Raw genomic sequence first — 23,539 nt, 5'->3', positions numbered from 1 at the left:
AGAGACCTCCCGCCGATTGCCAAAATCTGGACTGCAGGCATGTTTGCGGGATTCTATGCTGATCACTTCGCTTCTTGAACCGCTCTATAGTTCTTAACCAGAGCGCCTGCGCCTTCGGTTCCGAAGACCACGCAAGCCGAGCCGGACGTTAAAGGAGCACGATCACTTGAGTCCCTACTCAGGACTTCTACCGTTCGCGTTGATTACTGGCACAGATCGATTGATGTGTAATGGGCGCATATTTCCGATGCCCAGTGACGCATCAAACCCGCCAAAATGCATTTATCTCATTGAATCTATCCCATTTTTACAGCTGTCCGCGCATGGAGAAACGCCATCGCGCCAGTAGGTATCCGGGGGAACCGCCCATGAAGATGCATCTGGCTACTTCGAAATCCCGCGCAATGTTTAGCGTGTCGGTCGCTATATTGGTGACCATCCTCCTCGCGGGTTGCCGAGACGAGGAGGAGGCTTCTGAGCGCCCTCCAAGACCGGTCAGAACGGTCGCGGTTTCATTCAATCCCGAGGATACCTATGGGTCGCTCGTCGGCGAGATCCGTCCGCGCACGGAAACCAGCTTCAGCTTCAGGCAGGGGGGCGAGGTGCGCGAGCGCGACGTCGAGGTTGGCGACCTCGTGAAAGTGGACACTGTTCTCGCCCGTCTTGATACCGAAGACGCTCAGGACGCAGTGCGAAAAGCTGAAGCAAATCTCTTTGCGGCTCAGGCCCAATTCCAGAACGCAGAGACCGAGCGTGCGCGTCAGCAGCAACTTTACCCCCGCACTTCCACCCGTCAGGCTTTCGATGCAGCGACCGCCCAGGCGAGCATGGCACAGGCTGGTGTAGACGCGGCGCAAGCCGGTCTGCGAATAGCGCAGACCAATCTTGACAACCGCGTCCTGAAGGCAAATGCCGCAGGCGTCGTCACCGCGATCGGAGGTGAAGTGGGACAGATCGTCGGCGGTGGACAAATGGTGGTGCGCGTTGCCCAGCTTGGAACACGTGACGCGGTTTTCCAGGTTCCCGAAGCCACAATCCAGACGACCGGAGGCGATGCCCGCGTAGACGTGCAGCTTCTCAGCAACCCCAGCATCAAGGCGACCGGAACGGTTCGAGAGATTTCGCCGACTGCTGATCCGATCACCCGCAACTTCACGGTCCGCGTCGGGCTCGATACCGCGCCCGACGAATTCCGCTTCGGAAGTGCCGTGCGTGGTACGATCCGGCTTTCCGGTGAGCCCGCGGCGCGGCTGCCGATAACAGCACTTTTCAGCCAAGGTAGCGAAAGTGCCGTCTGGGTTGTCGATGCGGCCAGCAAGACGACAAAGCTTGTGCCGGTCGAGGTCCATCGCTTCGACACGAAAGATTTCCTTGTGACCAAGGGCCTTTCAAGCGGAGACAACGTGGTGGTTGCCGGAGTGCAGCAACTGCGCCCGGGCATGCCGGTTCGCTTGCTTGAAGGAAGCGTCGAATGAATGAGGGCTTCAATCTATCGCTCTGGGCGATCCAGCGACAGAGCCTTGTCATCTTCCTCGTGGTTCTAAGCGCCATAGCGGGCATTCTTGCCTACATCAATCTGGGACGCGACGAGGATCCAGAGTTTACCTTCAAGACAATGATCGTCTCCGCCGGATGGCCAGGCGGAACGATCGAGCAGACCACGGATCAGATCACCGACCGTCTGGAAAGGACGCTCGAAGAGGTGCCCCACCTCGACAGTCTGCGCAGCCTGACAACGGCCGGACAATCAATCGTCTACGTGACGCTCGACGATTCAACGCCGCCCGATCAGGTCGGAGAATCCTGGTATCAGGCCCGCAAGAAAGTCGGAGACATGGTGTCGACGCTGCCAGCTGGTGTGCGCGGACCCTTCTTCAACGATGACTTCGGTGACACCTTCGGCATCATCTATGGCTTTACATCCGATGGCTTTACCGATCGCGAAGTCCGTGACTGGGCTTACGAGGCCCGCACCCGGCTGCTCAAGATCGACAATATCGGCAAGATTCAGCTTATCGGGACCCAGGACGAGACGATCTATATCGAATTCTCGACCGAGCGGCTCGCTAGCCTCGGCCTCAGTGCTGCAACAGTGATCGGAACTATACAGGCGCAGAACGCCGTCCTGCCTGCAGGTCTCATAACCTCGGCGCAGGATCGAACAATTCTTCAGGTTTCCGGCAGTCTCGCCGACGAGGCAACGCTGCGGCAACTGAACATTCCAACCGCATCCGGATTCGTGCGTCTTGGAGATATTGCCAGTGTCGTGCGCGGAACCGTAGATCCACCCCAGCCACGATTTCGCATCAAGGGTAAGCCGGCTATCGGTATCGCCATCTCCATGGCGTCCGGGGGCGACATCCTGCAGCTTGGCCAGAATATCGAAGCGACGATGCAGAAGCTTGAGGACGATCTGCCAATTGGAATCAACCTCACGCACGTCGCGAGCCAGCCTGCGGTCGTCAAGACAGCGATCCGCGGGTTCACAACCTCGCTCGGCCAAGCGGTCGTCATCGTTCTCGGTGTGAGTTTCCTGGCTCTCGGGATACGAGCCGGCATTGCGGTTGCGGTGTCAATCCCGCTTGTTCTTGCCTTGACCTTCCTGTTCATGGACATATCAGGCATTGCCCTGCAGCGCGTTTCGCTGGGAGCATTGATCATTGCGCTGACGCTGATGATCGATGACACGATGGTGACCGTCGAGACGATGATAGCGAAGCTTGAGCAGGGTTACGAGCGGGCTCAGGCGGCGTCCCATGCCTACACGTCAACCGCATTTCCGATGCTGGCCGGCACGCTGGTAACGATCGCTGGCTTCATTCCTGTCGGTTTTGCAAGCAGCTCTTCGGGCGAGTATGCGCGATCCCTTTTTCTGGTGATCGGCTTCGCGCTCATCGTGTCCTGGCTCGTGGCGGTGCTGCTGACACCGATCGTTGGTCTTGCCGTCCTGAAATCAGGGACTGCAACGGGTCCGAAGGAGGATGGAGCACTCATCCGCGGCTTCAAGAACCTCCTGTACGCCTGCATGCGAATGCGCCTCCTTGTCGTGCTTGCCACCGCCGCTTTGTTTGTGGCTGCTCTCCTTGGATCGTCTGCCATGAAACGGCAGTTCTTTCCAGCGTCAGACAGGCCGGAGCTTATCCTGCAGCTCACCCTGCCGCAGAGTGCATCGCAGGATGCGACCGCTGTTGACGTCTCGAAGGCGGAAGAAGTTCTGGCCGCCGACGAGGATGTGGCTGACTGGAGCTTTTATATCGGCTCCGATCCCGTTCGCTTCTACCTGTCGATGGACCTGCAGGCTCCAGCACCCTCCCGTGCCCAGGCAGTGGTGATCGCCAAGAGCGTTGGTGTGCGCGAGGCGCTGCAGGCACGCTTGCAAAAGGCGCTCGACGAGAAATTGCCGGATATCATCGTGCGCGTTTCGCCGCTTGAAATGGGACCGCCGGTTGGCTGGCCTGTTCAGTACCGGGTCAGTGGACCGGATATTCCGGGCGTGCGAAATGTCGCCTGGCAAGTCGCCGACGCCATCAGCAAGGTTCCGGGCGTCGTCCAGCCCAACCTCGACTGGAATGAGCCGGTTCGAAAAATCGTCATCAATGTCGATCAGGATCGTGCCCGGCTGGTGGGCCTCAATTCCTCTGTGATTGCCCAGACGCTGTTCGCCACGGCATCCGGGATTCCGATCACGCAGGTTCGGGACTCGATCTACCTTATCAATGTGGTGGCGAGAGCGGCCGCCGACGAGCGCGTCGACATCAGCACCATTCGCACACTGCAGATCCCCGTCGGCCCCAACAATACGGTGCCGCTCTCCAGCATCGCCACGATCGACTACCAGACCACACAGCCCGTCATCTGGCGTCGCGATGGCTCGACGACGATCACTGTTCAGGCAGACACCGCCGAAGGTGTGCTGGCGGCCGGTGTCGTCGAAGCTGCGGCTGCCAAGATCGATGAGCTGCAAAAGGCCAACCCGCGCTACCCGATCGAGGTAGGCGGTGCAGTCGAGGGGGCCGAAGAGGGGCTTGCATCGGTCGTCGAGATGCTTCCGGTGATGGCCGTCATCATCCTTATCGTGCTGATGTTCCAACTGCAGAGCGTACAGCGCCTGCTCCTCGTCATCAGCGTTGTGCCTCTGGGGCTAATCGGCGTCGTGCTGATCATGCTGATAACCAATACGCCGGTGGGCTTCATAGCCGTTCTGGGCATGATCGCACTTATCGGCATGATCACCCGAAACTCCGTGGTGCTCATCGACCAGATCGACCTTGCCATTGAAGAAAAGGGCCGGACGTGGCGCAGCGTGATCGACGTTACCGCCCAGCGTCTGCGACCGGTCTTCCTAACAGCGGGATCGACCGTGCTCGGAATGCTGCCGATCATCCGTGATCCCTTCTGGTCACCCCTCGCCTTTACCGTCATCGGCGGTCTCGTGGTCGCTGCGGCGCTGACGCTGATCTTCCTGCCGGTACTTTACGTCCTGTGGTTTCGCATTCCGGCTAAGGCAGAGGCCGAAAGGATCGAAACTTCCACGACTAAACCGGCTGCCGCTGGAGTGTGAGAGTTCTCCAGCCGCGTCTCATCGCGTGGTCGTGCTCAAAGCCTCGCTCGACGAGACAAAGGAACAGGTTGGGGTGACGCATTGCAAAGGACAACCGCTGTCAGCTAGGCTGCAGTCGGTCGGTGGCGTATTTGCGAACTTGCCACTGCCTGGGGTGCAATCGCTTTCGCGCTCAACGACATCCCTTTCCTCGGGCCGTTTGCTGCAACCGCGCTTCCGACACTGTTTGCCATTGCCCAATTCGACAACCGGCAGACGGCAGTGCTCATTTTCGCGAGCCTGAACGTCATCCAATTCATCATCGGGAGCTATCTGGAGCCGCGGCTCAGCGGTGCCTCGCTGGCAATATCCCCTTTCGCTATTATTTTTGCAGTCTTTTTCTGGAGCTTTATGCGGGGCACATCCGGCGCTTTCATCGGCGTGCCTATCCCGATCACGTTCATTGGTTATAGCGCAGGCACGCCATCGGGAAAGTGGGGTCGCAACGCTGCTGTCGGGCGGTTCCAACGCAGACATGGACCACGGGCCGTCAAGCTGGATCTCCGGCGTACACAGAGATGTGGTTAAAGCCATCTAAAACAACTTGGAAACGCTAAAAAGGCTTCCTCTGATGCTTGTGCATCTGACAGTTGAGAAAGGACGTCGACGGCGCTAGATTACGCCTGGGAGGAACATCGACTGCCATAGGCGGCTTTGCCGCAAGATAGGGACGAAGGCTGAAAACCAGCTTTCGCCGCGCGAAGTGCTCGCTTCAGTCGCTCGCAAACCACTCCGCTTGCATCATTCAGACATCATCCGGCCCTCGCTCTTGGGCCCAAGAGGAGAGTTAAGAATGAATCGCATAAGTGTTCTCTCACGCATCCTGTCTAGCAGTGCATACCTGGCACAGAACTTCGAGCGCGAAACGATCGCCGCGATTTCGAGCGCTGGTTTTCGATGCAAACCCGTGACGCCAACCAGCGCCTCTCACTCCTGCCCGCGCGGCTTCGTCACTAAGCCTGGTACGATACGTTGGAATGACGGCGGCAATATGGTTGCCGGGCAAGCGGCGCCTGGCGATTCCGTCTTGCCTACGGCCAACTGAGGGTGACGCGATGACGACAGAAGACGTCATGACTCCTGCCAGCTTGCACGAACGGCAACTGAACCAAATGAGCTTTGTGAGCTCGGATTACGAGGCCGTTGATGCAGAGCCGGAGGAAGGTACGCCTTCGTTTTTATCTTCTTTTGAGTTCTCGACCGAGGGGCTCTCGCGGCCGGATCAGTTTGCGGCATGGCGCAATAGCTTCGCACCTATGCTTGAGCTTTCTGATACCGATCCAATGACGGCAAACTTTAGCGGCCGGCAGGAGCTTTGGGATCTTGGCAGTCTCGTCCTTGCCAGGATCAGCACTGACAGCCTCGCCTTTTCTAGCCTTCCAGGACATGTTCGGCGAGATCCGGTCGACCACTGGACCATGACGGTTCTGCTGTCCGGTCAAATAAGCACCAATGCGGCAAGCCACGAGTTTACCGCGGATCCGGGCGAGTTCCAGATCCATTCGCTTGGCCGTTCCTTCACCGGCGTCGTCGACAAAAGCGAGATGCTAATGCTGTTCGTGCCGCGGGATCTTTCTCTCGAAACGGCGGCCACCCTGGGCTCGGCCGAATTTTCGACACTTAGGTCAGGCATGGGACGACTGTTCTCGGACTATCTGATTGGCGTGAGTAATCGCCTGCCAACGCTGGTTCATGCCGACTTGCCTGGGCTGACCGCAGCGACACAGGCAATGATCCTTGCCTGCGTTTCGCCATCCGCAGACCATATCGAGGCCGCCGAAGGACCGATTGCCAATGTGCTTCTCGAAAGGGCGCGGCAGCTGGTGCGAAGCCGGTTGCTCGATCCGAAGCTCGGCAGTGAACTGATACGCCGAGAGCTCGGCATTTCGCGCACGCGTCTATATAACCTGTTTGAGCCTTTCGGCGGGGTGATGCACTACATCCAGCATCGTCGATTGCTCAGCGCCTACGCCGCTTTAACCGACCCCAACGATCGAAGGCTCATATTCCAGATTGCTGAAGAGCGTGGATTCAGCGACGGGGCCGAGTTTGGCCGCGCATTCAAGCGAGCGTTCGGCCACAGCCCGAGTGAAGTCCGGAATCGAAGCGGTGGCGGCATTCCGCTTTGCCCGGACCTTGAGGATTGCGCGTCCGAAGAAAGACTTGGTGTGCTACTGAGGAGGCTACAGGGATAGCTCCGGTGTGCGTGCTGACGGTCGAACACAAGGCCGTACGCATTTGTCAGAATCGGCGTCTCCGAGCGTTCTTGATGATCCGTGCTGGTAGACCCTCACCGGACAAGAAAGCCAAGAGCGGCGGCGTTCGCAAGGTCGATAAAGAAAGCCGAAACGAGGGGCAGGATGATGAAGGCGATCGTTGCCGCGCCATGGATTTTGGTAACTGCGGTCATATTCGCGATCGCTGTGGGGGTCGCACCCAGCGAAATACCGCAGAAACCAGCTGAAATGACCGCCGCTTCATAGTTGCGCCCCATGGCCGGAAACACCACAAAAAGTATATAGGCAATCGCAGCGATCGTCTGAATCGCCAGCACGATGACAAGCGCCAGACCGAGCCCACCTAATCCCCACAATTGCATGCTCATCAGCGACATCGCGAGAAACACGTTCAACGAGAGATCTGAGATAAGTGAGAGCGCGCGGCTGCGCGTTGGCCAAGGGAGGTTCGGTGCTATGGAGGGGATAGTGTTCGTCATCACAATAGCGACCAGCAAGCACACAACAAAGAGCGGAAGATTGATGCCGGCGTCCAGGATGATCTCATGGAGTGTGTATCCTATGAGGATAGCGATGTTGGTCACTAGGAGAGTGCGCAAGAGGCTGATGTAGCTGACCTCGTCATCGTGCGTGCTGGCAGCTGTTCGGGACACACCTATCGTAAGTTCTTCGTCTTTGCTTCCGCTCAGCCGATAACGGGTGATGAGGTACTGTGCGATCGGCCCGCCGATGAGACTGGCAATCACAAGACCAAGCGTGGCGCTGGCAATGCCAACCTCCAGTGCGCTCGTAAGCCCGAAACGATTGGTGATGATCGGAGCCCATGCAATGGTGGTGCCATGACCGCCGATCAGGGACGTCGACCCCAGCAATATCGCCATCCCTGGGGGAAGACCAAGCAGATTGCTGGCGCCGATGGCAATTGCGTTCTGGATGACCAGGAACACAAGCGTGATGGCAAGAAGGATCAGAAGTGGCTTTCCACCTGCCACCAGATCGGAAAGCCTGGCGTTCAGCCCGACGCCCGTGAAGAAGTAAAGAAGCAGCATGTCGCGTGCGGCAAGCGTAAAACTGATCTCGACGGAAAGGAATTCGTAGGCCGCAAGTGTCGCCAACGCCGCGAGAAGTCCGCCGGTGACAGCTTCCGGAATGCTCCACCGAGCCAGCACGGGAATGAAGCGATTGAGATTGGCACCAGCAAAAAAGACGAGAATTGCGATGGTAAAGGACAATAGTCCCGGGACCTGTATCACCGACATGTGTCACCCTTACTGACATCCTGGCCTTGCCGCACTTGCGGTCGACTGTTGTTCCAGCGCGCCTCTGCCTGGATAACCGGCAGCTTAGAAGCGCCAGATTAGAGGGACGATGAACACTGACACGACAAAAAACCAGATCAGCAACGGCAATCCCAGTTTCCAGTAGTCGTTGAAGGCATAGCCCCCCGGGCCCATCACCATCAGGTTCGTCGGTGTTGCGATTGGCGTGAGGAAGGCGCCGGCGGCTGCAACAGCCGTGCTCATAAGGACAGGGCGCGGAGAAATGCCCATGGCGGTGGCCGCTGCGACGCCGATCGGGATGACAATCAATGCTGTTGCAGTGTTGGAGATGAGTTGCCCCATGATTGCCGTCAGCACAAACAGTCCGGCAAGCAGCGCAACCGGACCGGCGTCACCCACGAGATTCACCAGATGCTCCGCCATCAGCTTCGCCGCGCCTGTTTCTATCATTGCTGTCGAAAGCGGCATCATCGCGCCAACGAGGATGACGGTCGTCCAGCCCACAGCCCGATAGGCTTGTTCGACGCTCATGATCCCCGAAAGGATGATTGCTCCTGCAGCAAGTAAGCCAGCCACCGCCGGCGGCACGATACCAGTGGCAAGCAGCAGAACCATCGCAATCAGGATGATAACGGCCTGACGCGCGCCGGGACCCATCGGGACCGCTTGGCGTCGGACAAGCTCGGGCGAATTGACAACCAAAACGTCGGGATCGTTCAGGTGCACATCGAGCGCCTTCCACGTTCCCTGCAGCAGCATTGTGTCGCCTGCCTGCAGGACGATACCGCCCGCTTCCTTGGTGGCGCTGCCGGGCGATATCCCGGCGCCGGCGCGCTGGACAGCCAGAATGATCAGATCACCGCTCTCGGTCACCATGCCGGGAAAAACTGCTTGGCCGATGAGGCCCGAGCGTGGCGGGATGACGACCTCTGCAAGGCCTGAGTTGCGATTGAACAAGGTCTCTTCACCCTGACCGTTCGCCTTGTCGTCGCGAAGGGCCAGGTGCATGTCGGCAGCATAGGCCGCTGCAACGTCAGGCTCACCGCGCAAGATAAAATGATCGCCCTCAGCGATGGCAGACCTGCGCAGTGGACCGGCCGTCTCGCCCTCCTGAATGGCGACGAGTTGCAATCCCGGATGGCCCGAAAGATCGAACGCGCTCGCGGCTTTGCCGACATAGGGCGAGCTTGCACGCACTCGCATCTGGTAGATCCCGCTTGCAAGGCCGTATTGTTCTACCAGTGTCTTGGCATGGCGACTGAAATCGGCCGGCATAGTCGCGCCGTTACGCTCCGGAAGCAGCTGCTTTCCGAAGAGGATGATGATGGCCATGGTGCCTGCCAGGAGTGGGATGCCCGCAAGCGCAAATTCGAAGAAGCCGAACCCACCGACGCCTGCGTCGATGCCTGCTTCTGAAACCAGCACGTTGACCGGTGTTCCGGTCAGGGCCAGCATCGAGCCTGCATGTGCCGAAAACACCAGCGGCATGAGCAGCTGCGACGAACTGCGCCGAAGGCGGACAGCTATGACGACCACGACCGGCAGCAGGGCAGCGACAGCGCCATTGACGCTGATCAGCGCGGTCAGGAGCGATACAAGTGCCATGGTCAGGAGGAGAAGGCGTGTCCGGCTTTCCTCGCCGGCCCCGCGGATCAGCAGTTGTCCGGCCCAAGCGGTCACCCCGGTGACCTCGAGCCCGGAACTGACGACGAAAAGGGATGCGATGAAGATGACCGCTGGATCACCGAAACCGCCAAGGGCTTGTCCAAGCGTCAGGACACCACTCGCCCACAAGGCAAGTGCCGTCAGCATGGCGACGAAGACGACCGGCAGCTTGTTCCAGACGAACAGTACGACGGCAACGGCGATGATAGTCGCTGTGTATGCTATTGGACTCAATCGCCCTGCTCCCTCTTGCCTGCCCTAACCGTCCAAAATCAAGCCGGCCCCAGCGCAGGCGTTCATGAGCGCCGAGCGACTGCGGCCGACCAAATTAACCTTCCAGAACTCGTCAATCGTCGAGTGTCGCCATGAGTACACCCAAACGGCAGCCCTTCTCGTATTCCTTGAGGTTCACATATTCTTTGATCGTGTGGATCTCGGCTTGCCCGGCTCCGATGGTGATAGTTGGTACACCATGCTTGTCGAGCCAGTTGGCATCCAATCCCCCGTTCGAGAAGACATACACTGGCTCGATGTCAAGCATTTGCAAGGCCTTTGTCGCGCGCTTCACGATCGGCGTGTCCTTGCCCAACTCGAATGGCGGATAGGAGGGCTTGTGGCTGAATTTCACCTCTGCCTTGTCGCCCTGATAGTCGGTCACTTCGCTCTGCGCCTTCGCGAACGCCTCCTTGTAACCGTTGGCAATCTTCGTCGCGAAAGCGGCTTCCGGGCTGCGCGCTTCGCCCTTGATGAAGGCGTAGTCGGTTACGACGTTGGTCGCATCACCTGCGGGTTTGTTGTCCTTGCCACCGAAAATTCCGACGTTGCTTGTGCCGCGACCATCCGGTTTGACCACTTTGCCGAACCAGCCGCTGTGCTTTGCTTCCGCCAACGCCACGGCGCCAACCAGTGTCGCCGAAATACCCTTCTCTGGCGCAACGCCGGCATGCGACGCGCGACCTTTGATTTCGACTTCCCAGTTTTCCTGCCCAACAGCGCCGACAATGAGTTCTGAAGCCATCTGGCCATCGACATTGATGCACATTGCCGCGCCGTTGAGGTCAGCCGGGTTGAGTTCTCGTGCCCCATGCAGCCCGCTCTCCTCGCGAACGGTAAACAGTAGGGTGATTGGCGGATGAGGCAGCTTATGCTTGATCAGCGTCTCGGCAACCACGACAAGGAGTGCCACCCCGGTTCGGGCATCGCCGCCAAGTGCCGTGGTCCCGTCGGACACGATGCGGTCGCCCTCGCGCTTTGGTTTGGCGCCCGCGCAAAGCGGCACGGTGTCCAGGTGGGTGGAAAAGAGAAGGCGTGGCCCGGGCCGCGTTCCCGGGATGTCCACGATCAGATTGCCCGTCTCCGTCGGCAGCGGAATACGCTTGTTGGCGTCATCGAAGCGAATAGCCGATTCCGGAACGCCGATCTTCTTCAACGCGTCGCAGACGGCAAAGCCGATGTTCTTCTCGTACCCGGTGACACCCTCCACCGACAGGAAACGCATCAGATGGTCTTCAGCTGCGGCGACGTCGAGAGGAATTGAGATGTTGCTCATGATGTCCATCCGTTCGTTCGAGTATCTATTCGCTTGAGGATTGTCATAGGCCCCATGGCAGTCCGAGGGCCTTCCAGACCGCAAAGAGGCCGGTCCACAACACGAACATCAGCACCACATAAGGAAGCATCAGTGAGACGATCGTGCCGACACCTGCGGACTTGTCGTATTTCTGGGCAAAGCCGACGACGAGTGCGAAGTAGGCATTGAGTGGAGTGATCGCGTTCATTGGGGAATCGCCGACGCGATAGGCCGCAAGGACGGCTTCCGGTTCAACACCAAGCTTCATGAGAAGCGGGACGAAGACCGGAGCGAAGATTGCCCACTTGGCAATGGCGCCCGTTAGCAGCAGGTCGATAATCGCGACCACAACGATAAAGCCGATAAGCAGCGGCAGTGCGCCAATATTGGCTGCCTGCAACACGCCTGAAAGGCTGAGCGCCATGACGGTGCCGATGTTTGTATAGGTAAAATAGGCGACAAACTGGCTAAGAACGAAGAACAGGAAGATTGTGCCGCCCATGTTCTTGATCGACTTCTCGATCGCCGCGATGACCTCGGCCAGCGTTTTCAACGTTCCGGCGCCGATGCCATAAGTCCATCCTGTTACCAGGAAGATCAGCATGATGAGTGCAATCAGGCCGTTCATGAAGGGTGAGTTGCCGATGAGCTCGCCGGTATCGGGATTGCGCAGAGGCGCGCCGCTCGGGATGGTCAACAGCAGGAAAACAACCAGGAGCCCGATAAGGCCGTATAGTGCGAACCGCAAGCCGCGTGATTCCTGCTCAGAAAGGGTGGCCCCTTGAGCCTGCACACCGCCTTCCGCCGCTGCCGGATCATACTCACCAAGCCTGGGCGCGATCATGCGATCGGTTATGAACGCTATCACCACGGTCAAAAACAGCACCGAGGCAATGGAAAACCAGACGTTTGATGCAAGGCCGATTGAACGCGCTGGATCAACCAGATGCGCAGCGTCGTTGGTAAATTCAACGAGCACGGCATCGAGCGGCTTGATCAGCATGTTGACCGTGAAGGCACCAGCCACGGCGGCAAAACCAAGCGCAAGACCAGCCAACGGGTGCCGCCCGACTGCCATATAAGCCACACCGGCAAGCGGGATCAGCACCAGATAGCCGGCATCTGCCGCGATGCTTGCGAGGATACCGACGAAAGCCAGGATATAGGTCAGCGCCCAGCTCGGCGAGACAATGACGAGCTTGCGGATCAGCGCTGTGACGAGACCGGATTCTTCGGCCACGCCCGCACCGATCATGGCAGCGATCATCAACCCGACGGCCGTGAAGCTCATGAAATTGGGAATAAGGGACGAATACAGAAAGCGAATGCCCTCCACATTCAGCAGGCTTCGGATCGATGTCGAGGCTTGCTCAATCTCGTGCGTGTCGGGATTGATGCGCTCGTAGCTTACGGACGCTCCGAAGGCGCCAAGTACGGCTGAGAGGACGATGACGATGCCGATCAGGATCAGGAAAATTATCACAGGATGGGGAACCATGTTTCCCACTTTTTCGACGCCGTCCAGGAACCTCTGCATCGTGGTCTTTGATGCGGTATTGGCAGTGGCCATGTCTTGCCTCCAGTTGAACCGACTTATGTCGCACCCGATGGATGGTCAAATGAGCTTGCTAGGTGCGTTGCCTTAACAGTGGTCGGCCCGCGAAATGGCACGAATGGAGCGCTATGGATCAACCGCTTTTGCACGTCGCCGGCAAGTGAACCCTTTGCTGCAACGAAAATATAATGTTATATTTCAATACGTTAAACGCCATACCTGCTCATTCACCAGAGCCGTTGCAGGAGCTAAAATCAGCGCGCTCTTTCGGTGACGGGAATGCCGCATATCGCAAAAATCCAGCCGGCGTCAGGATGGCCCGTGTTGAGAACGTGTTGGCCCCATCGCCTGCTCACGCGAATGACACCGCCCGTCTTCATCGTTAGCGCGGGCAGGCTGCGATATAACGCCGACCGTTGCGATCGCGAAACTCGCACTGGCCCGGACGACCGGCCACGTTGCCGATCACGGCGCCGGAGGCTCCACCGATCGCCGCGCCGACGGCCGCACCACGCACGTCGTTCGTGACGGCACCACCAACCACCGCACCAGTGGCGGCGCCGATACCCGCACCTTGTTGCGTCGGTGTGCAGCTCGCAAGCGCCAGGCCCGCCAACGAGAAAATCAGTAACCTCTTCATTAATCTCCCCTTTGCGACGTTTTACAAATCCGAAGACCGTAGGAGAAAGGCGTTGCTTGCAGTGACTATAGTGTGGCCAAGATGGCTGTGATCAGCATAGAATCCCAAAACCAAGCTCTGAGTTCAAATCTCTGGACAATGTGGCAAGGGCCGTCCGCCGGGGCGGAATGATCAGACTGTCCTCACACCCGCCTGGCAACCCTCGATTACGGTCCACACCGCTTCACTTCGGCATGTTCATCCGCACAGGTCCAGTCCGCCGTGATGTCATGAGTCGCCTCAACAGACGGGCAGCTTGCCCTGAAGCCCGATAAGTCGACCTGCATCAAAGAACTCACTGCCTCTCCTCAACAATTTGCCCCGATATTGCTGACAATTATGCAACCAAAACAACAATTGCTACGGTTGACTTTCCCTGCGGCATCGAGCTTCTCTTACCCGAATGGGAGTGAATTTCGTGACCGAACAACCTGGCCCGTCTGCGCGACAAATTGTCGAGAAAGTCTGGCTATCTATCGCTGAGCGCAGGCTCCGCCCCGGTATTCAGCTCAAGGAAGAGCAACTGGCGGCGATTTTCAACGTCAGCCGCGCCCGCATCCGCCAGGCCCTCACGGTGCTTGAACGCGATGGTCTCGTCACGATCATTCCCAATCGGGGCGCGTTCGTCTCCAAGCCTTCGGTCGAGGAGGCCCGCGATGTCTTCTTCGTACGCCGCACGGTGGAGCGTTGCGTCGTCGAACGCCTGTGCCAGTCTGTCAACAAGGCCGACCTCAGGCGGCTGCGCGACCATGTTGCCAAGGAACGGGCTGCCAATGCCGCGGACGTCACGAGCGACATCATCAAGCTCTCCGGTGGCTTCCACCTACTGCTAGCCGAAACCGTCGGCTCCGACTTCCTGTTCACGACGATGAGGGATCTGATCGCCCGCTCATCGCTGATCACTGCTGTCTACCGCAACACGAACCGCTTCAATTGCGGACCTGACGAGCACGAGGAGATCGTCGAGGCGATCGCCGCCAAGGATGCCGAGAAGGCCTCTCAGCTGATGGCCCATCACCTGGAGCACGTTGAATCAGAACTCGACCTGAGCGAAATCCGCGACCTTTCCCATGACCTGCGAGCAGCCCTTGCGTAGCTGTATCCTTAAGCAGATGTCGCGTCCTTGATAACCCGAGGCCGCCGGGGAGTTCACGGATCGCGTTGTTTGTCGCGGTGACCCGGAAATTCTAGCTCGAGATAGCGGACGTCGATGACCGCCTACCGAACTTCACCCAAGGTCAGCGTCAACCGGATAGCTGGGAGCGAAGATCTCCGAGACCGGGGGATTGCTCCAGCTTCGTTCGGGATATTTGGCGATCAGCCCGTCATACTGCGCCTGCGCCTGTACCCGTGCCTTCTCCATGTCGATGCCCGCAACCTTGCGGGACAGCATCGAGACGCGGCCGTCGACGAACACAGCGCGCGTCACCTTGCCCGAACCGCTGGTGACCAAAGTTGTAATGGGATCGATCGACGGCGCCATGATCACGTCGTCGAGATCGAAGACGGCGATATCGGCACGAGCGCCGGGGGACAGATGACCGAGGTCCGTCCGGCCAAGCGCACGCGCGCCCCCAAGCGTCGCGGCATCGAAGAGATCGGCTGAGCGAAGCCGATCCGGCGCGCCGTCGTTGACGCGCCCCGTGATCAGTCCGACGAGCAGGTTCATCCACATGTCAGCAGGCGCCGTATCCGTGCCCATGGCGATGTTGATGCTACGCTTGCGGCAGGCCGAGAAGGAATTGAGCGTGCTGCCGCCGCGGCCTGAGACCAGTGGGCAATGGACGATAGAAACGCCGTTTGCCGCATAGAGGGCAAGATCCTCCTCCGTTGCATTTGTGGCGTGCGGCGCGATCAACCGATCGCTCAAAAGGCCGGCCTTGGCGAGCCAGACCGGGGCGGTCGAGCCGTGCAGCATGTGAACAGTATCGACCTCCATGGCGCCTTGCGCCATGTGCAGGCGGAACTTGCAACCGAGGTCGCGCGCCGCGGCATCCGTGCGCTGGAGGAGTGCCAGGGTAGACGTCTCGACGCGGTCAGGCGCCAGCATTCCACGGACGAGATCGCCGTGACGACCGTTCTGCCGCTCGATGTAAGAGATAGCGTCCTTCAGGCCCTTCAAGCCGCGCTCCTCATCAAAGACCGGCACCATGCGCCCCGGTTCTTCCAGCACCATGCCGCCGGAGCGATAGGCGGGGCTGAGATAGACCCGGAGACCGAGTTCGCCGGCCGCATCAGCCGCCGCATCGAATTCGGCCACCGTCTCGCCCCACTCGCGGTAGAACAGCGAGGCGATCGGCGCTGCCGTCGTGATGCCGTTCAACAGCAACTGGCCAAAGGCGAAGCGCTTCTGGAAGGCCAGTTCGTCCTGGCTGTACATCTCATAGGGGCCGGCCTTGACATAGGAGCGCGGCCAGACGCGACCCTTGGCCCAGCCGGGATGATTGTCGATGCCGAGAATGGTCGTGTCGAGATCGGACAGTGCGTCGAGATCGATCAAGCCGGGGCTGATCAGTGCATTGCCGTAATCGATGCGCCGAGCCACTTCGCCAGGAAAGCGATGGCCGACGAAGAGAATTTCGTTGTTCTCGAGTACCACTTCGCCATTGCGCAGCAGGCGGTGGGAGCCGTCCTTATGGCCAACAACCCAGCTTGCGGTAAGAAGCGTTCGGCCTTCGGGGCGGCGGCCGAGTTCCAGGGATGCTTTGTTCATCACGGCATCTCCACGATGGCCTTGCCCTTGCGGGCAACAACGCGGCCGTTCTTGACGACCAGTGGTCGGGGCGCGGTGTCGACGACGGCGTGCGCAAGTGTCTCCCCGGTCAGAAGCGTGAAATCGGCATTGCAGTCAACATTAAGGCCGTAACCGTCGATCCGCATTACGTCGGCGCCGCCCTTTGAGACGACGTGCAGAACATGGGCAAGCTCCTGGTCCGTGCGCAGTCCATTCTTCATGCCGATCACCTTTGCGCGGTCGAGCATGTCGGGCTGCCCCCACGGGCCCCAGGTATCGCGTATGCCGTCGCAGCCACCACCGACACGCACGCCCGCTTCCTTGAGCCGCATGATCGAGGGCACGTTAACGGACGGAGCACCGGTCGTCAGGATCGCAACGTCGAGACGGGCGATCTCTTCTATCAGCTTCCCGACCCTGACATAGTCATTCATGCCGAGCGCAAAGGCGTGGCTGATCGCCACCTTGCCTTCCATGCCGTTGGCGCGGATGCGCTCGAAGATCAGTTCCATGGTGAAGGCGCCGAGATCTGCGGCTTCATGCAGGTGGATGTCGATCGGAACGCCGTGTCTCACGGCGAGTGCAAACAGGATGTCGAGTTGTCCCTTGGGATCGCGGTCGATCCCGCAGGGATCGATGCCACCCAGCACTTCGCAGCCCTGCCGCAGTGCCTCATCCAGCAGATCCACCGTACCCGGCATGACCATGACGCCGGATTGCGGGAAGGCGACAATCTCGATATCGATGATGTCCCTCAGCGCGTCTCGCGTCCTCCACACCCCCTCGACCAGGGACAGCCCGTGCCTGGTGTCGATATCAACATGGCTGCGGATGTGGCTCGCGCCGTTCGCGGCAAGGCCGATCGCATGACGCATCGATTGCCGGTGTGCGTCGATGCCGATCTCCTGCCGGTTTTCCCTTTCGAAATCGATCCGCCCCCGCAGGATCGCGGGGCGATCGTTGACATGCCAGGGCATGCCCCAGGTCGTCTTGTCGAGATGGGTGTGGGCGTCGATCAGGCCCGGCACGACTATCGCGCCGTTGCCATCCTCCACGGCCATGCCGTCTTCTGGCCGATACGATCCAAGACCCGCGATCTTGCCACGCCTGATCAGGATGTCGCAGCTTTCGCCAGCCATCGGCCTGACGTTGCGGAGTAACAGATCATGCATGGGGTACCTCCGTTTCGGCTTGCGCGCATCACGTGGGCCAGTTGACAGGATGCGGCTCGGTCCGTTCGCTAAAGGGCGGACGGTTTTATCAATGACTTCAGGTTGGGAGAAAGCCCAAACGGAAGGCTGGTCCAGGTCGATTGCAGCCAGTCCACACCGCAACGCCTCGCTACACGGGCGGGGCAATGCTCCTCCGCGAGCAACCACCTCCCTTGCTCCCGCGTCGGCTATTAAGGCAGCCTTCGAAGCTATGTCAATGTGAATTGTCTACAATCTTTTACTGAGATCAAAGACTGTGGTTAGGCTCCACAGGCTTTCACATCGAGCGTTTCACAGCCGTCAGAACTTCCCCGATCAAAAGACAGGCCATGCGTTGTCAACGCAAATAATGTATTGTAGACAATTTTGGAGGCATTATCGTACCCAAGGCGAAGAGGAGTTGCCGACGATAGTGCCGCAATCACGGGAGGATTGAATGAAAGGACTAACTCTGGCCGGCTGCCTCAGCGCAGTTCTCGGCGTACTGGCAACCACTGCGATCGCCAATGCCGACACACTCGACACGGTGAAGCAGCGTGGCAAGCTGATCTGCGGCGTGTCGCTCGCGACGCCAGGTTTTGCAGCACCCAACGACCAAGGGCGAATGGAGGGCTTCGACGCCGATATCTGCCGCGCGATCGCGGCAGCAGCCTTGGGAGATGGTGACAAGGTCGAATATGTTCCGACCAACATCAACACCCGCTTCCAGGCCCTGCAGTCCGGCGAGATCGACGTTCTCTCACGCCAGACGACGCAGACCTACAGCCGCGAAGCCTCCCTCGGCCTCGATTTCGCACCAGTCGTCTTCTATGACGGTCAGGGTCTCATGGTGCCAAAGTCGCTCGGCGTCAACAGCGCCGCAGAGCTGAAGGACGCCGCAATCTGCACTCTGCCGGGGACGACGACGGCGCAGAACCTCAGCGATTTCTTCGGCAAGCTGGGCTCCAAGTTCGAGCTCGTCGTTTTCGAAAGCCCGGATGAAAACCGCGCTGCCTTCTTCAGCGGACGTTGCGACGCAATCTCCTCGGACCGTTCTGACCTTGCCTCGATCCGCGCTGTCTCCAACAAGCCGGACGATTATGTCGTCCTGCCGGAGACAATCTCGAAGGAGCCGCTCGCACCAGCCGTTCGCCAGAACGATTCCAACTGGCGCGACGTCGTGTCCTGGTCCGTCTGGATGCTGATGGCGGCAGAGGAAAAGGGCATCACGAAGGCCAATGTCGATGAAAAGCTGAAGAGCGACGACCAGGAGATCCAGCGTATGCTTGGTGTTACCGACAATCTGGGTGAGATGCTGAAGCTCGACGACAAGTGGGCTTACAACATCATCAAGTCTGTCGGTAATTACGGCGAAGTCTTCGACCGCGCCCTTGGGGAAAACACCCGCCTCGCCATGACGCGCGGCCCGAACGCGCCCTGGAATTCCGGTGGCCTGCTCTACGCTCCACCGTTCCGTTGAGACAACATTGCGCCCGCAGCTTGCGGGCGCAACCACCTCGCGCGGTTTCTCATCGGAATGCTCTCAATGGCTTTCATGAACAACGCGCGCTTTCGCGCGCTCTTTTACCAGTGGATGGCAATCGGCGTCGTCGCGCTTGTCGCTTGGTCGATGTTTGCGACCGCAAGCAACAATCTTGCCAGACATGACATCACGACCGGCTTTTCCTATCTGTCGCGCCAGGCCGGTTTCGTCATCAGCGAGGCCGCGATCGCCTACGAGCCGACCGACACCGTTGCTCGCGCCCTCTTCGTTGGCTTTGCAAACACCGTCAAGGTTTCGCTGCTGGCCGGCTTGTTTGGCACGATCCTGGGGCTTGCAGTCGGCATCGGTCGCATGTCGCGCAATCCATTGCTCCAGCGGCTGATGCTGTCCTACGTCGAGGCGCTCAGGAACATTCCGCTTCTGCTCTACCTCTTGTTCTGGTACGCGGTGATCATCAATGTGCTGCCGCCTGTTCGAGCAGCCCTGCCGCTCGCGCCGCATGTCTATCTCTCCAACAGCGGCCTGGTCATCCCCTCCATAAGCTTTGAGCGCGGCCTTTCCATTGCTCTCGGAGCAGTCGGGCTCGGCATCGTCTCGGCGCTCCTCATTCGACATATCGCGCTGCGCCGACGGCTTGCTACGGGCACCTCCAACCATGGCCCCCTCATCGCATTGCTCGCTACCATTGCTCCGATTGGCCTCGTCCTGCTGCTGGGCGGCGTTAACATGGCCATCGACTTGCCGGAAAAGGGCCGTTTCCGCCTGACGGGAGGATTGCAGGTCAGGCCGGAATTTGTGGCACTCTGGTTCGGGCTCGCACTCAGCGTGTCGGCAAACGTCGCCGAGATCGTCCGTGCCGGAGTCCAGGCCGTCCATAAAGGGCAATGGGAAGCATCGATGGCGCTCGGTCTGCCCCGGCGGCGAGCCATGCGCCTTGTCATCCTGCCGCAGGCACTTCGCCTGATCATTCCGCCGCTCACCAACACATATCTTACCGTCTTCAAGAACAGTTCTCTGGCGATCGCCATCGGTTATCCCGACCTCGTGATGGTGTCCAACACCGTCATGAACCAGACCGGACAGGCAATGGAAACCATTGCGATCTTCATGGGCGCCTATCTTGGCCTGTCGATCGCCATTTCGCTCATCATGAACTGGTATAACAAGCACGTTGCCCTGAAGGAGCGCTGACCGTGACGGAACTCCAACTCGTGCTCGGCACAACCACAGGCGACGCGCCTCCTCGGCGGCTATCCCGCTGGTGGCAAGATTTCTTCGGGACGCCGGGCAACGTGCTGATCACCATCCTTTGCAGCGCAGCCGTCATCGGTATCGGCTGGCTCGCCACTCGGTGGCTGCTCATCGACGCAACGTTTGCCGGCACACCTGAGGATTGCAAGGTGGCGAGCGGTGCTTGTTGGCCATTCCTCGGTGCCAAGCTTCGCTATATGGCATTCGGCTTTTATCCGTTCGAGGAACAGTGGCGGCCATTTCTTTCGCTGATTGTCTTCATCGGCGCGACCGTGGTTTCCATGGTCCCGCAGCTATGGAGCCGCAACCTGCTAATCGTGTGGATGGTCGTCATCCTGCCCGTTCTGTATGGACTGATGGCGGGCGGCGTCCTCGGGCTACCCGCGGTCCCAACGACCCAATGGGGCGGCCTGCCGCTCTCCTTCATGCTCGCTTTCGTCGGGCTATCCCTGGCGTTGCCGCTTGGTGTCCTGCTTGCCTTGTCGCGAGCATCCGACCTGCCAGTGATCCGTGTGCTGGCGACCAGCTTCATCGAAATCGTTCGCGGCGTGCCGTTGATCACCATCCTCTTCATGGCGACAGTCATGCTGCCGCTGTTCATGCCGGATGGTGTGACGGTCGACAAGCTTCTGCGTGCCCAGATCGCCATTATCATCTTTGCCGCGGCCTATATCGCCGAGACTGTGCGCGGCGGACTGCAGGACGTGCCGAGAGGTCAGCTGGAGGCGAGTGCATCACTCGGCATGGGCTATTGGTTGACGATGCTCAAGATCGTGTTGCCGCAGGCAATCAAGAAGGTCATCCCACCGCTCGTCGCGCTCTTTATCAGTTTCTTCCAGGACACCACCCTCGTCACCATTGTCGGCCTGCTTGATTTCCTCGACACCGTACGCTCGGCCATGCGCGATCCCGCCTGGCAGGGTATTGCGGTGCTCGAAGGCTACGTCTTTGCCGCCGCCGTCTACTTTATCTTCAGCGCGCTGATGGGGGCTTACAGTCGCTTCCTCGAGCGTTATTTCAGGACGACTCATGATTAATTTCATTCACGTACCAAGCACCCAAAAACTCCTGAAATCCTTCGACCTAAAGGTGGAGTTCTTTGAGACGCTGGTATCGACAGGCGTGATCGCCGGGCATGACCATGTGCCGTCGGCGGACCGCTTTGTTGGCTGAACGACAAGTCGGTCCGCTTTGGGGCCGTAAGCAAACGCAGCCCGAGTTCGCGTGGTGTTATGTGGCGATCTGCGACTCAAAGCGTCGGCGTGACATGCAGCCGGTGTCGTAGGAAATCTGAATTCCAGACGCCATGCACAAGGTGCGGCAGCGGATTGGTCTGCATCACGCTGAACATATAGCGCCCTTCAACTTTCTTGAAGGCTTCCCGTTCGAACCGCTGATCTATCGTGTTGACGTCCGTGCCGGGCGGGATATCCGCAACGATCGGCGCTAGCTGCGGATTGGAATTGGGAATGACCAGCCGGGTTGTCGTCTGGGTAACCGTTCCAACCGTTGTCTGGATGACGAGGAATCCCCTGACCTTGTTGTCGCGGGTCAATCCAACGTTCTCATACGTCACCTTGAACGCGTCGTTGTGTGGAATGAACGACACGAGAACGTTGTTCTGGTAAACGAGATTGTAGACTTGGTTACCATTGGGAATGACCGCGACGTTGTAATCATTGATGTTGGATACCTCGAATGTGACGGCGGGTTTGCCCAATTCAGCCTCGAACGCGATGGCAAATGTGCCGGCAATCGGTGGCGCACCCCAAGGCTTGAGTTTGGTGCCATCGTCCATCTGGTCCCGCCACCAGAAGCGTTTGGAGGCATCGCAGAAGACATTAAGCGTATACTTATGCTGATTGGCGCTTACATCATCCCGCCACCAGATTTGCTCGGCGGGATGGATCTCCGAGTGGCAGCAGTGGCCCTTGTCGTAAATCCAGACACCGTAGATGCAGATATCCTGAGGCCCTCGTGCCAAGATCAAGTCGTTCAATGTCTGCGCCGTTCCGGAGTGAACATCGCCGTCAGGCTGTATTTCCGCTTCGACCAGAGCGGCCTCGGCGACACTCTCGCTATCGTCGCAATTGGGCTTGCCCAACTGGTGAAGACTCAGATTCCACTGGGCGCTCATGATGTCGGTGTACTCGCGCGGATGCCCGTCGGTGATAAGGTACTGGTACTTATCGTTGGGAATGACGTCTATGTTGACGTCATGGTCTTCGTAGGTACCGTTGATATCGGCGATATGAACGCTATCCACTTTGCCGACCAGCGTCCGTTTGAAATAGACGACGGATCGGTGGTCACGCGGCTGTTTTTGCGGATACCAGAAGTTCAAGTTGTCAGGAATTGCTATATTGTTCGACGCCCGCTCGAAAGCGGCCGAGCCAATCTCTTCGGGGCCCCTGAAGTCGCTGCCGATGATCCCCATCTGGTCGGCAACCGCATGATCCCACATTGCTGCGTCCGAGCCGTTCTGGCCGCCCAGGAACGTGATGATTGTTTGGGCGCCGTCAACTTGCATCACCGTTGCCGCAGTGGAGGGATGTGGCGCATATGGCGGCGACACCACTGCCGTAGAGTTGTCTGGCAGGGCTCCATTCGCTCGTTGGCGCTCCCAGTGACCCGGGATGAACTGGCCGTTTTCCATGCGGCTCCGCGCCCAGACAAAGCCCGGTCGATCGGCGATTGAAAACACGTTCACGTACGAGATCTTATCATTGAAACCGTACACCGAGAGATCCGGACAATCCTCCAGCAAGTCGATGGAAATGCCATAGCCGCCGCCATCATCGGCATGCTCGAAGAGTTGCGCCCCGAGCCCTGTTGGAATCCTGATGGAAGACACGACATCGTTGAAATCGTCGGGTGTAAAAAAGCGGTAGCCACCCGGCGCAAGCGCTTTGCTTCGTCCTCCAAAGCCTGCGTCCTCATAAATTGTGACAACATCCGTGGTCATAGGCGTGCCTCCTCGCAAGTAGCTCGTCCATGAACCGCCGCTGCAAGTTGCTTTGACCGCGGTGGTCCGAAAACGAGAGATCGTTCATGGCCGAAATGCCGCGCACTGCGCCGCCGCCGCCAAACGGGACGGGAACCATTGGAGCACTCAAAAGTTGCGGGTTTTGCGATGCGTTATCCAGCGACGCCAGACGATAGCAGCAAGGAGGACCATGATGATCACAAAAAAGAGGAGTTCGGTCGTACCGTCGCCGCCGTCTGGGGAAACCCCGAACCATTGTTCGATGAAATCCATCTTCCTTCTCCCGTT

Annotated in this window: 17 protein-coding genes and 1 pseudogene; 9 read left to right on the top strand and 9 right to left on the bottom strand. The window is 59.0% G+C overall.

Features of this window, described 5'->3' with window-relative positions; genetic code table 11:
- Positions 1 to 368 precede the first annotated feature (368 nt).
- The 4 genes and pseudogenes from FHT77_RS12870 (at position 369) to FHT77_RS12855 (ending at position 6,795) form a co-directional block, all read left to right on the top strand.
- Positions 369 to 1,475, top strand: coding sequence for an efflux RND transporter periplasmic adaptor subunit (locus FHT77_RS12870; protein WP_183755397.1), 1,107 nt, complete (start codon positions 369 to 371; stop codon positions 1,473 to 1,475).
- The gene (locus FHT77_RS12865; RefSeq protein ID WP_183755396.1) at positions 1,472 to 4,561 is read left to right on the top strand and encodes an efflux RND transporter permease subunit; all 3,090 of its coding nucleotides are present in this window, start codon (positions 1,472 to 1,474) and stop codon (positions 4,559 to 4,561) included. Before FHT77_RS12870 ends, FHT77_RS12865 begins: the two co-directional genes overlap by 4 nt.
- A 135-nt stretch (positions 4,562 to 4,696) precedes the next feature.
- Positions 4,697 to 5,138: pseudogene (locus FHT77_RS12860) on the top strand (AI-2E family transporter); the annotation flags it as partial.
- Between the two features lie 457 nt (positions 5,139 to 5,595).
- Complete coding sequence (locus FHT77_RS12855; RefSeq protein WP_246719818.1) at positions 5,596 to 6,795, top strand: helix-turn-helix domain-containing protein; 1,200 nt, start codon at positions 5,596 to 5,598, stop codon at positions 6,793 to 6,795.
- Between the two features lie 95 nt (positions 6,796 to 6,890).
- On the opposite strand, the gene gltS is transcribed toward FHT77_RS12855, so the two are convergent.
- The 5 genes from gltS to FHT77_RS12830 all read right to left on the bottom strand — a co-directional run bounded on the left by gltS (position 6,891) and on the right by FHT77_RS12830 (position 13,547).
- Positions 6,891 to 8,096: a sodium/glutamate symporter gene (gltS, locus tag FHT77_RS12850; RefSeq protein WP_183755395.1), complete on the bottom strand. Its 1,206-nt coding sequence runs from the start codon at positions 8,094 to 8,096 to the stop codon at positions 6,891 to 6,893.
- Between the two features lie 84 nt (positions 8,097 to 8,180).
- Positions 8,181 to 10,016: an SLC13 family permease gene (locus FHT77_RS12845; protein ID WP_183755394.1), complete on the bottom strand. Its 1,836-nt coding sequence runs from the start codon at positions 10,014 to 10,016 to the stop codon at positions 8,181 to 8,183.
- A 112-nt stretch (positions 10,017 to 10,128) separates the two neighbouring features.
- A complete protein-coding gene (locus FHT77_RS12840) occupies positions 10,129 to 11,331 on the bottom strand; it encodes a M20/M25/M40 family metallo-hydrolase (RefSeq protein WP_409527451.1) in 1,203 nt (400 codons plus the stop codon).
- A gap of 43 nt (positions 11,332 to 11,374) precedes the next feature.
- Entirely contained in the window at positions 11,375 to 12,922 is a 1,548-nt protein-coding gene (locus FHT77_RS12835; protein ID WP_183755392.1) for an AbgT family transporter, read from the bottom strand.
- Positions 12,923 to 13,289: 367 nt separating this feature from the next.
- Positions 13,290 to 13,547, bottom strand: a complete 258-nt coding sequence (locus FHT77_RS12830; RefSeq protein WP_183755391.1) for a glycine zipper domain-containing protein — start codon at positions 13,545 to 13,547, stop codon at positions 13,290 to 13,292.
- A 457-nt stretch (positions 13,548 to 14,004) separates the two neighbouring features.
- Between FHT77_RS12830 and FHT77_RS12825 the strand changes: the two genes are divergently transcribed.
- Positions 14,005 to 14,682, top strand: a complete 678-nt coding sequence (locus tag FHT77_RS12825; protein WP_312859745.1) for a GntR family transcriptional regulator — start codon at positions 14,005 to 14,007, stop codon at positions 14,680 to 14,682.
- A gap of 132 nt (positions 14,683 to 14,814) precedes the next feature.
- Here FHT77_RS12825 and FHT77_RS12820 read toward each other — a convergent pair whose 3' ends face one another.
- Positions 14,815 to 16,299, bottom strand: a complete 1,485-nt coding sequence (locus FHT77_RS12820; protein ID WP_183755389.1) for an amidohydrolase family protein — start codon at positions 16,297 to 16,299, stop codon at positions 14,815 to 14,817.
- On the bottom strand, positions 16,299 to 17,492 hold the full coding sequence (locus FHT77_RS12815; protein WP_183755388.1) for an amidohydrolase family protein: 1,194 nt from the start codon (positions 17,490 to 17,492) through the stop codon (positions 16,299 to 16,301). Before FHT77_RS12815 ends, FHT77_RS12820 begins: the two co-directional genes overlap by 1 nt.
- A gap of 475 nt (positions 17,493 to 17,967) precedes the next feature.
- Here FHT77_RS12815 and FHT77_RS12810 point away from each other — a divergent pair, with 475 nt between their 5' ends.
- The 4 genes from FHT77_RS12810 (at position 17,968) to FHT77_RS12795 (ending at position 21,438) form a co-directional block, all read left to right on the top strand.
- Entirely contained in the window at positions 17,968 to 18,990 is a 1,023-nt protein-coding gene (locus FHT77_RS12810) for an amino acid ABC transporter substrate-binding protein (protein WP_183755387.1), read from the top strand.
- A 66-nt stretch (positions 18,991 to 19,056) separates the two neighbouring features.
- The gene (locus FHT77_RS12805) at positions 19,057 to 20,205 is read left to right on the top strand and encodes an amino acid ABC transporter permease (protein WP_183755386.1); all 1,149 of its coding nucleotides are present in this window, start codon (positions 19,057 to 19,059) and stop codon (positions 20,203 to 20,205) included.
- Positions 20,206 to 20,207: 2 nt separating this feature from the next.
- Positions 20,208 to 21,302 (top strand): amino acid ABC transporter permease, encoded by a 1,095-nt coding sequence (locus FHT77_RS32040; protein WP_183755385.1) that lies wholly within the window; start codon positions 20,208 to 20,210, stop codon positions 21,300 to 21,302.
- Positions 21,295 to 21,438 carry a hypothetical protein gene (locus FHT77_RS12795; RefSeq protein WP_183755671.1) on the top strand — a complete coding sequence of 48 codons (144 nt, stop codon included), beginning with the start codon at positions 21,295 to 21,297 and terminating at the stop codon, positions 21,436 to 21,438. The genes FHT77_RS32040 and FHT77_RS12795 overlap by 8 nt, the downstream gene beginning before the upstream one ends.
- Positions 21,439 to 21,514: 76 nt before the next feature.
- Here FHT77_RS12795 and FHT77_RS12790 read toward each other — a convergent pair whose 3' ends face one another.
- Both FHT77_RS12790 and FHT77_RS12785 read right to left on the bottom strand, forming a co-directional pair.
- Positions 21,515 to 23,230, bottom strand: coding sequence for a hypothetical protein (locus FHT77_RS12790; protein WP_183755384.1), 1,716 nt, complete (start codon positions 23,228 to 23,230; stop codon positions 21,515 to 21,517).
- A 147-nt stretch (positions 23,231 to 23,377) separates the two neighbouring features.
- Entirely contained in the window at positions 23,378 to 23,524 is a 147-nt protein-coding gene (locus tag FHT77_RS12785) for a hypothetical protein (protein WP_183755383.1), read from the bottom strand.
- Positions 23,525 to 23,539 lie beyond the last annotated feature (15 nt).

Source organism: Rhizobium sp. BK181, assembly GCF_014193305.1.
Classification (GTDB): domain Bacteria; phylum Pseudomonadota; class Alphaproteobacteria; order Rhizobiales; family Rhizobiaceae; genus Rhizobium.
Note: the sequence above shows the minus strand (reverse complement) of the source record. Positions and strands in the feature narration are given on the sequence as shown.

What these genes read in the sequence shown, in the direction of transcription:
- FHT77_RS12865 (WP_183755396.1), top strand. Translation starts at nt 1,472, where the DNA reads ATGAATGAGGGCTTCAATCTATCGCTCTGGGCGATCCAGCGACAGAGC.
- FHT77_RS12785 (WP_183755383.1), bottom strand. Translation starts at nt 23,524, where the DNA reads ATGGATTTCATCGAACAATGGTTCGGGGTTTCCCCAGACGGCGGCGAC.
- FHT77_RS12795 (WP_183755671.1), top strand. Translation starts at nt 21,295, where the DNA reads ATGATTAATTTCATTCACGTACCAAGCACCCAAAAACTCCTGAAATCC.
- FHT77_RS12810 (WP_183755387.1), top strand. Translation starts at nt 17,968, where the DNA reads ATGAAAGGACTAACTCTGGCCGGCTGCCTCAGCGCAGTTCTCGGCGTA.
- FHT77_RS12815 (WP_183755388.1), bottom strand. Translation starts at nt 17,492, where the DNA reads ATGCATGATCTGTTACTCCGCAACGTCAGGCCGATGGCTGGCGAAAGC.
- FHT77_RS12870 (WP_183755397.1), top strand. Translation starts at nt 369, where the DNA reads ATGAAGATGCATCTGGCTACTTCGAAATCCCGCGCAATGTTTAGCGTG.
- FHT77_RS12835 (WP_183755392.1), bottom strand. Translation starts at nt 12,922, where the DNA reads ATGGCCACTGCCAATACCGCATCAAAGACCACGATGCAGAGGTTCCTG.
- FHT77_RS12790 (WP_183755384.1), bottom strand. Translation starts at nt 23,230, where the DNA reads ATGACCACGGATGTTGTCACAATTTATGAGGACGCAGGCTTTGGAGGA.
- FHT77_RS12840 (WP_409527451.1), bottom strand. Translation starts at nt 11,331, where the DNA reads ATGAGCAACATCTCAATTCCTCTCGACGTCGCCGCAGCTGAAGACCAT.
- FHT77_RS12830 (WP_183755391.1), bottom strand. Translation starts at nt 13,547, where the DNA reads ATGAAGAGGTTACTGATTTTCTCGTTGGCGGGCCTGGCGCTTGCGAGC.
- gltS (WP_183755395.1), bottom strand. Translation starts at nt 8,096, where the DNA reads ATGTCGGTGATACAGGTCCCGGGACTATTGTCCTTTACCATCGCAATT.
- FHT77_RS12805 (WP_183755386.1), top strand. Translation starts at nt 19,057, where the DNA reads ATGGCTTTCATGAACAACGCGCGCTTTCGCGCGCTCTTTTACCAGTGG.
- FHT77_RS12820 (WP_183755389.1), bottom strand. Translation starts at nt 16,299, where the DNA reads ATGAACAAAGCATCCCTGGAACTCGGCCGCCGCCCCGAAGGCCGAACG.